Origin of the sequence: Novosphingobium sp. B-7, assembly GCF_000410615.1 — a bacterium.
Lineage (GTDB): Bacteria > Pseudomonadota > Alphaproteobacteria > Sphingomonadales > Sphingomonadaceae > Novosphingobium > Novosphingobium capsulatum.
On record NZ_APCQ01000146.1, the window covers coordinates 1 to 5,166 of the forward strand.

Sequence of the window (5,166 nt, forward strand, 5' to 3'; positions counted from 1 at the left end):
CTGCCGCTGCTGGTGCGCGCCGATGGGCGGATCGAGGGCGCCTCGCGCCTGGCCGGCTGGATGGGCCTTGATGCCATGCCGGGCTATCTGACCGAGCTCGATAGCGGCGAAGGGCGCGGGCTCGACGCCGAAAGCCTGGCGGCGCTGGCCGATGCGGTGCGCCACACGCAAAAAACCGGTGCGCCACTCGCGCTTTCGCTGGTGCCACGCGGCGGGGTAACGGCCCTGGCGGTGCGCGGCAGCCTGGCCGATCCGCAGATCGCGCCGGGCGATGCGGCCTTGCTGTGGTTTTTCGACGCGACCGACAGCGTGGCAGAAATCCGGGCCCTGCGTGCCGAGGCAGAGCAGGCCCATGCCGACTTTTCCGGGCTGGCCGGCCTGATCGAAGCCGCGCCCCTGCCGATGTGGTTTCGCGATGCGGCAATGCGCCTGCGTCTGGTCAACACCGCCTATGTGCGCGCGGTGGGCGCGGCGAGCGCGGCATCGGTGGTGGAGAACGGCATCGAACTGGTCGAGCCGGTCGACGGCCTGAGCGCGGCGCACATTGCTGCCGATGTCTTTGCCCAGCGCCGCCCGGCCGAGCGGGTGGTTTCTGCAACCATCAACGGCCAGCGCCGCACCATGCGCGTCAGCGACCTGCCGATCGCTGGCGAAGGCGTGGCCGGCTATGCCGTCGATATCGAGCAGATGGAGGAATTGACCCGCCAGTTTCGCCGCTTCCGCGATGCCCAGCGGCAGATGCTCGATACGCTGTCGGCCGCGATTGCGCAGTTCGACGCTGGCCGCAACCTGGTCTTTGCCAACCAGCCGTTCCTGCGCATCTTTGGCATCAGCCCGAGTTGGGTCAACGATACGCCGCCCTTCGATCGCGTGCTCGATCGTCTGCGCGATGGCGGCAAGCTGCCCGAAGTGCGCGATTTTCCGCAATGGCGGCGCGAGCGCCAGGCCTGGTTCCTGGCGCGCGAGCCGCGCGAGGAGCCCTGGCACTTGCACGATGGCACGCATCTGCGCGTGGTGGGCCAGCCGATGCCCGATGGCGGCCTGCTGCTGATCTTTGAAGACCAGACCGAGCAGCTGCAGCTTTCCGCCACGCGCGACACATTGCTGCGCACCCGCACCGCCACCTTCGACAACCTGTTTGAATCGCTGGCCGTGTTCGGGCCCGACAGCCGCCTGCAGCTGTGGAACCGGCGCTTTACCCAGGATTGGCGACTGGACGAGGAATTCCTCGGCAGCCATCCGCGCGCCGATCTCTTGCTCACGCGGTTGGCCGGCCTGCTCAAGCGTCCGGCGCAAGTGGGTATGATCGGCCAGGTGATCCAGGCCGCCACGCTGGAACGTAAGCAGACCAGCGGCCGGCTGTCTCTGGCCGATGGGCGCCATCTGGAATTTGCCGGCGTGCCGCTGCCCGATGGCAATGGCCTGCTGACGGTGCTCGACATCACGGATTCGCAAAAGGCTGAGGCCGCGCTGCGCGAACGCAATGCCGCGTTGACCGAGGCGGACGCGGTCAAGACGCGCTTCATCGCCAACATGAGCTATGAATTCCGCAACCCCCTGAACTCTATCGGCGGCTTTGCTGAAATGCTGCAAAGCGGGCTGGCCGGGGAATTGACGCCGCAGGCGCGCGATTATGTCGCGGCGATCCTCTCGTCGGTAGAGCGGCTGGGCGAGCAGATCGAGAACGTGCTCGACCTGTCGCAGAGCGAGGCAGGCATGCTGCCGCTGGCGCGCGATGCGGTGGATGTGTTCCCCTTGTTGGCCGACGTGGTGCGCGAGCGCGCCGAGCGGATCAACGCGGCCGGCCTGGCGCTCGATCTGCGCGGCAGCCAGGCGGTGGGCAAAGTGAACGGTGACGCGCGCCGCTTGCGCCGCGTGTTTGGCCAGTTGATCGACAATGCCATTGCCGCCACGCCCACCGGCGGGCGCATCCTGGTGGAATGCACGCGCGGCGCGCGCGATCTGCGCGTGGTGATTTCCGACAACGGCCGCGGCATGGATGCAGCGGCACTCGCCCGCGCGATGGAAGGCCTCAAGCTCGCCGCCGACGGCCGCACGGCCGAGCGGCGCCAGGGGCTGGGCCTGCCACTGGTACGCCAGTTGATCGATGCGCATGGCGGCCGCTTCGAACTGGTTTCCGAACCGGGCGAGGGCACCAGTGCCATCGTGACGCTGCCGTGATGGCAAGCGCCGTGAAGGGCCCCGGATCAAGTCCGGGGCAACGGGAATATGATAGACATACTTCCCTGGTTACCGTCACCCCGGACTTGATCCGGGGTCCCGCTTCTCTCTAGCGCGACGCCCCATGACCACGATCCCGCTTCCCGATATCGCCGCCACCCAGGCCCTTGCCACCCGTATCGCGGCAAAGCTGCGGCCCGGAGACGTGCTGGCGCTCGAAGGCACGCTGGGCGTGGGCAAGACCACGCTGGCGCGTGAATTGCTGCGCGCGCTGGGTTATGTCGGCGATGTGCCGTCGCCCAGCTTTACTATCATCGAAACCTATGATCCGCCGCAGGTGCACCTGCCAGTGGTCCATGCCGATTTCTATCGCCTGGAAGACCCGGCAGAGGCCGAGGAGATCGGGCTTGACGACTATCGCCAGGGCGCCGTGCTGATTGCTGAATGGCCCGATCACGCCGGCGGTTTCGGGCATGAGCCCGATTGCCTCACGCTGCGTCTGGAAATCGCGGAAAACGGGCGGCAGGCCATTGTCTTGGCCGGCAAGGGATGGTTAGAGCGGCTGCCATGACCAGCACTCTTCCTGCCGGAATCGATGCTTTCCTCGCCCGTGCGGGCTGGACGGGCGCAAGAATCGAACCCTTGCCGGGCGACGCCTCTTTCCGCCGCTATTTCCGCGTGCGGCGGGGCGAGCAGAGCGCGATGCTGATGCATGCGCCGCCACCGCAGGAAGACCCGCAGCCATTCCTGCGCGCCGCGCGCTGGCTTGATGGCAATGGCCTGCGCGCGCCGGAAATCCTGGCCGAAGAAGCCGCCCAAGGCTGGGTCTTGCTCGAAGACTTTGGCGACACGCGCATGCGCGAATATGTCGATGCCTGGCCGCAGGACGAAGACACCGTCTATCGCGCCGCGATCGATACGCTGGTGCAACTGGCGCAGCTGCCGGCCGGGCCGTTCACCGCCTATGGCATGGCCGAATACATGCGCGAGGTGCGGCTGTTCATCGAATGGTTCTGCCCAGCGCGGGCGATCTATGTCGATGTGGCAGGGTTCCAGGCGGCGTGGGAACAGGTCTTGGCCCCGTTGCTGCCGGCGCAGCGCCCCGGCGTGACCGTGCTGCGCGATTATCACGCCGAGAATATCATGCTGCTGGGCGGGCTGGATCAGCAAGGCCTGCTTGATTTCCAGGACGCGCTGGCCGGCCATCCGGCCTATGACCTGGTATCGCTGTTGCAGGATGCGCGGCGCACCGTTTCGCCCGAGCTTGAGGCGCGCATGCTGGACTATTACCTGGCCAAGGCGCAGCCACAGGGTGATTTCCGGGCGGACTATGCCCGCCTTGGGGCGCAGCGCAATACCAAGATCGTGGGCATTTTCGTGCGGCTGTGGAAGCGTGATGGCAAGCCGCGCTATCTCGATTACATTCCCCGCGTCTGGGCCATGCTGGAACGCGACCTGGCCCATCCCGCGCTGGCCCCGGTGGCGGCGTGGTTTGACGCCAATATCCCGGCAGAGCTGCGCGATCCGGCCGGGCGCCTGGGTGGGAGCTTTGCCGAATGAGCCGCGATCCGCGCAAGCCGCTGGTGTCTGACACGGCGATGGTGCTGGCCGCCGGCATCGGCAAGCGGATGCGGCCGCTGACCGTCACGCGGCCCAAGCCGCTGGTGCGCGTGGCCGGCAAGCCGCTGATCGACCATGCGCTCGACAAGCTGGCCGAAGCCGGCGTGACCCGCGCCGTGGTCAATGTGCACTACCTGGCCGACCAGCTTGAGGCCCATGTCTTGGCGCGTGACGTGCCCAAGGTGATGGTGTCTGACGAGCGCGAAACCTTGCTGGAAACCGGCGGCGGGCTGGTCAAGGCGCTGCCGCTGATCGACCGTGACACGTTCTTCTGTCTCAACAGCGACAACATCTGGCTCGATGGGCCGCGCAATGCCTTTGCTGCGCTCGGCGATTTCTGGGACGAGGAGCGGATGGACGCGCTGCTGCTGCTGGTCAGCCATGCGCAGGCGTTCAACTATACCGGGATGGGCGATTTCCATATCGACCAGATGGGCCTGGTTTCGCGGCGTAAGCCGGGGCGGGTGGCGCCCTATATCTTTACCGGCATCCAGATCGTGTCGCGCCGGCTGTTGCGCGATGCACCGCAAGGCAGCTTTTCCACCGGGCGCCTGTGGGACCGGGCGATTGCCGAAGGGCGCCTTTATGGCCTGCCGCACACCGGGCTGTGGTATGAAGTGGGCGCGCCGGAAATGATCGCCCCCACCCAAGCCGCGCTGACGCAATACTGATGGCAGGCGCCGCCCGGCCCAGCGTCTATACCATTGCCGCGCACCGGGGATTTGCCGATGCGCTGGTCGCCGGGCTGATCCCGCGCTACCGCGAAGACACGTTTGGCCTGGCGCGGCTGACGCTGCTGTTGCCCAGCCAGCGCGCCGTGCGCAACCTGACCGAGGCGTTTATCCGTGCCTCGGGTGGCGGGCTTCTGCTGCCGCGCATGGTGGTGGTGGGCGATCTCGATCTCGACGAGACGCTCGGCGCGCTGCTCGATCCCCTTGGCGGCGGGACCGTGGCACCACCGGCCTGCGATCCGGTGGTGCGCCTGCTGCGCCTGGCCGAGATTCTGCGCGAGGAACTGGCCGCGCTGGGCATCGTGCGGGGCGAGGCAGGCTTGCTGCGCCAGGCGCGCAGCCTCGCCCAGTCGCTCGATCGGCTGGCTGCCGAAGAGGTCAGTCCCGAACAGTTGCTGATGATCGACATGCTGCCCGAACTGGCCGAACACTGGCAGGACAGCCTGCGCCTGTTCGCGCGGGTGCAGGTGCGCTGGCAGTTCGAACTGGATGCGCGCGGGCAAGTGGATGCGCCGGTGCGGCGCAACCTGCTGCTGACCCATGCGGCGCAGGCGTGGCGCGCCGATCCGCCGCTCCATGCGGTGATCGCCGCCGGGGTCACCTCTGCCGCGCCGGCGATCGCCCGCCTGCTGCG

4 protein-coding genes and 1 pseudogene are annotated in these 5,166 nt (G+C 67.4%); all 5 read left to right on the forward strand.

Features of this window, described 5'->3' with window-relative positions:
- Positions 1-2,181 (forward strand): PAS domain-containing sensor histidine kinase (locus H926_RS0101725; protein WP_028657442.1); only part of this gene is annotated, 2,181 nt, incomplete at its 5' end.
- Positions 2,182-2,305: 124 nt separating this feature from the next.
- Positions 2,306-2,752: a tRNA (adenosine(37)-N6)-threonylcarbamoyltransferase complex ATPase subunit type 1 TsaE gene (gene tsaE / locus H926_RS0101730; RefSeq protein WP_022674761.1), complete on the forward strand. Its 447-nt coding sequence runs from the start codon at positions 2,306-2,308 to the stop codon at positions 2,750-2,752.
- A complete protein-coding gene (locus H926_RS0101735; protein ID WP_022674762.1) occupies positions 2,749-3,741 on the forward strand; it encodes an aminoglycoside phosphotransferase family protein in 993 nt (330 codons plus the stop codon). Before tsaE ends, H926_RS0101735 begins: the two co-directional genes overlap by 4 nt.
- On the forward strand, positions 3,738-4,472 hold the full coding sequence (locus tag H926_RS0101740; protein ID WP_022674763.1) for a nucleotidyltransferase family protein: 735 nt from the start codon (positions 3,738-3,740) through the stop codon (positions 4,470-4,472). Before H926_RS0101735 ends, H926_RS0101740 begins: the two co-directional genes overlap by 4 nt.
- Positions 4,472-5,166 (forward strand): annotated as a pseudogene (locus H926_RS0101745) (double-strand break repair protein AddB); the annotation flags it as partial. The gene H926_RS0101740 and the pseudogene H926_RS0101745, both read left to right, overlap by 1 nt.

Bases quoted from the DNA above. Each gene is read 5' to 3' on its own strand.
- tsaE (WP_022674761.1), top strand. From the start codon at position 2,306: ATGACCACGATCCCGCTTCCCGATATCGCCGCCACCCAGGCCCTTGCC.
- H926_RS0101735 (WP_022674762.1), top strand. From the start codon at position 2,749: ATGACCAGCACTCTTCCTGCCGGAATCGATGCTTTCCTCGCCCGTGCG.
- H926_RS0101740 (WP_022674763.1), top strand. From the start codon at position 3,738: ATGAGCCGCGATCCGCGCAAGCCGCTGGTGTCTGACACGGCGATGGTG.